Annotated in this window: 1 protein-coding gene and 2 pseudogenes; 1 reads left to right on the forward strand and 2 read right to left on the reverse strand. The window is 64.9% G+C overall.

The window, feature by feature from the left end; genetic code table 11:
• Positions 1–211: pseudogene (locus VN856_RS00750) on the forward strand (MBL fold metallo-hydrolase); the annotation flags it as partial.
• A gap of 92 nt (positions 212–303) precedes the next feature.
• Here the strand turns inward: VN856_RS00750 and VN856_RS00755 are convergent.
• Entirely contained in the window at positions 304–1,497 is a 1,194-nt protein-coding gene (locus tag VN856_RS00755) for a serine hydrolase (RefSeq protein WP_325685222.1), read from the reverse strand.
• Between the two features lie 44 nt (positions 1,498–1,541).
• Positions 1,542–2,321 (reverse strand): annotated as a pseudogene (locus tag VN856_RS00760) (hypothetical protein); the annotation flags it as partial.

Consider the following 2,321-nt stretch of genomic DNA (forward strand, 5'->3'; position numbering starts at 1 on the left):
CACCCAACTGTTCACCGGCGATTGCCTGTTTCCCGGTGGCGTCGGCAAGACATGGCAGCCCGGCGATTTCGAGCAACTGCTCGATGACGTCAGCTCCCGCGTGTTCGACGTCTACGACGACACCACCGTCGTGTACCCCGGTCACGGCGACGACACCACACTGGGTGCCGAGCGTCCCAGCCTCGCAACGTGGCGCGAACGCGGGTGGTGACATCGCTAGCGCTTACCTTCAAAAATGCCATTTAGCAATGCTTTTCGGGCAACGGTGAGCCTCTGCTGGACGGCGGTCAGCGTAACGTCGGGCTAACTGATGCTGTGAGCCAGTGTGTGTGCCGCCGCATCGAAAGCGCGCAACGTGTCGAGCATGTGCGGCTCGTGAGAGTGCGGCTGACTCGATAGCTTGGCGGCGACCATTTCCGCGCCGCGGTTGACGTAGATCACCTGACCGCACATGCCCAGGCACAACACGACATTGCTGCCGGGGTAGGGCAACCACACTTGGTTGCGGTACATCCCGCCGGGCAATTCGGTGTCGTCGGGGCTGGCGGCGAAGGCCTGGCGCGAGTCGGGTGCGCCCTCGAGGGTGTCAGCGATCCACGCCGCCGGTACCACTTGCTGCTCGGTCAACGAGACACCTTCTCGCAAGAACAGCGACCCGAACCGGATCATGTCAGTGAGGCAGGCATTGATACCGCCGTCAAAAAAGCCGGTCCCGACCGCGTCTACGCCGATGGTGGCGTCGCATTGGGCGCCGATGCGGCTCCACAGCAGTTCCGACATCAAGTCGGGCATCCGCTGTCCGCCCGCGACCTCGCAGATCAAGCCAAGTACATCGGTTTCACATGAGCGATATTCGAACGGACCGCCATGCGCCGATTTCTGCCGCAAGGTCAGCAGGAATTCCTGCAGCGTTGAGGGGGCCTCCGGACTTTTCTTGGGCGCCCACCCGATGGCCTGGTCCAGCCCATGGATCTCCGCGGCCGGGTCGCCGTAGTCCTCGGAAAACGCGATCCCTGATCTCATGTCCAGCAGGTGGCGCACCGTCGCACCTGCGTAGCCGCAATTCGCTAGGGCGGGAACGAATGCCGTGACCGGCGCGTCAAGCTCGATCGCACCGGCGCCGTGCAGCGCACCAACGACGGCTGCCACCAGCGACTTACTCACCGAGAACAGCAGGTGCCGGGTCTCAGCCCCCAGTCCGTCGAGGTACTCCTCAGCCACGATCGACCCGCGGTAGGCGACGGCCCACCCATCGGTAGCAGTGGCGGCCATCACCGCGCCAACGTTGCTGCCCACGCCATCTGTGGTGGTCACCGGAATCGCGGCCACCGAAGCACTGGCTGCCGGCAACTCCGCAACCCGCCCGATCCCGCGCGAGATTACCGCGGTCGGCACGAAGTCGTCGACGTGCTGAAATGACCACCGCGAATAGGGCGTCGACAACCAGTTGCCGAGTGAGATGCCGGCCGGGACGCGACCGCGTTCGCCGCCGATCATGTGCGCGGTTTCACGGGTTTCTCCAGCAACTCGTGGGCAGCCGCTCACGCTCGTGCGACGAGCCGCGCGACGATTGGCGCGGCCGGCACCAGGGGCGTCGAGACGAACTTCGCCTTCATGCCCTTGACCCAGCGCTGGCAGCGTTCGGTGAGCCGGTAGTCGTTGGACTGTAAGTGTCCGCGGGTGACGAGCACGCCGAGTTGGGCGCCCTCAGAGCGCAAGTCGCCAGGGGCCGCGACACGCATGTAAAAGGCCTCGGATCCGTCGAGCAGCGTGGCCCAGTCGTTGGCGGACCGCGCGAAGGAGACGCGACCGTCGTCGTCGATGCGCCATACGCCGGTGCGTGGGGTTGCGGTGAAGAGCTCGACATCCGGCGAGGTCTCCGTGATGATCACTTGGCCCCAGACCTCGTCCTCGCCATAGCCCCGCTCCCAGCGCGAGTTGATCTCCTCGATGTCGAGCTCGTAGTCCACATTCATGTACTCGAGCAGGTGAAAGAGAAACAGCGGCATGTCCGCGTAGGCCTCAGTCGTCAAGTTCGTCATCGGGCTGGCGCCGCTCAGGCGGGGGTTCACCTCGCCGAGATAGAGCTCCCCGGAATCCAGATCGTGCAGAAGGTCCACCTCGAAGTAGCCGCGGTAACCCTCGCGGCTCAGGACGCCACCCAACTTTCGCACCATTTCCCGCGCGGCGTGCGTCTGGTCCGGCGGCAGCACCTCACGCCAGATGTCATTGCCGCACCAGCTGCCCCGCTGCGGAGTCAGCTCCGAATAACCGACGAGACTCGTCATCGCGGGGCCGATCACGGTGCCGTGGCGGGTCAC

The sequence above is a fragment of the Mycobacterium sp. genome, assembly GCF_035603715.1.
GTDB lineage: Bacteria > Actinomycetota > Actinomycetes > Mycobacteriales > Mycobacteriaceae > Mycobacterium.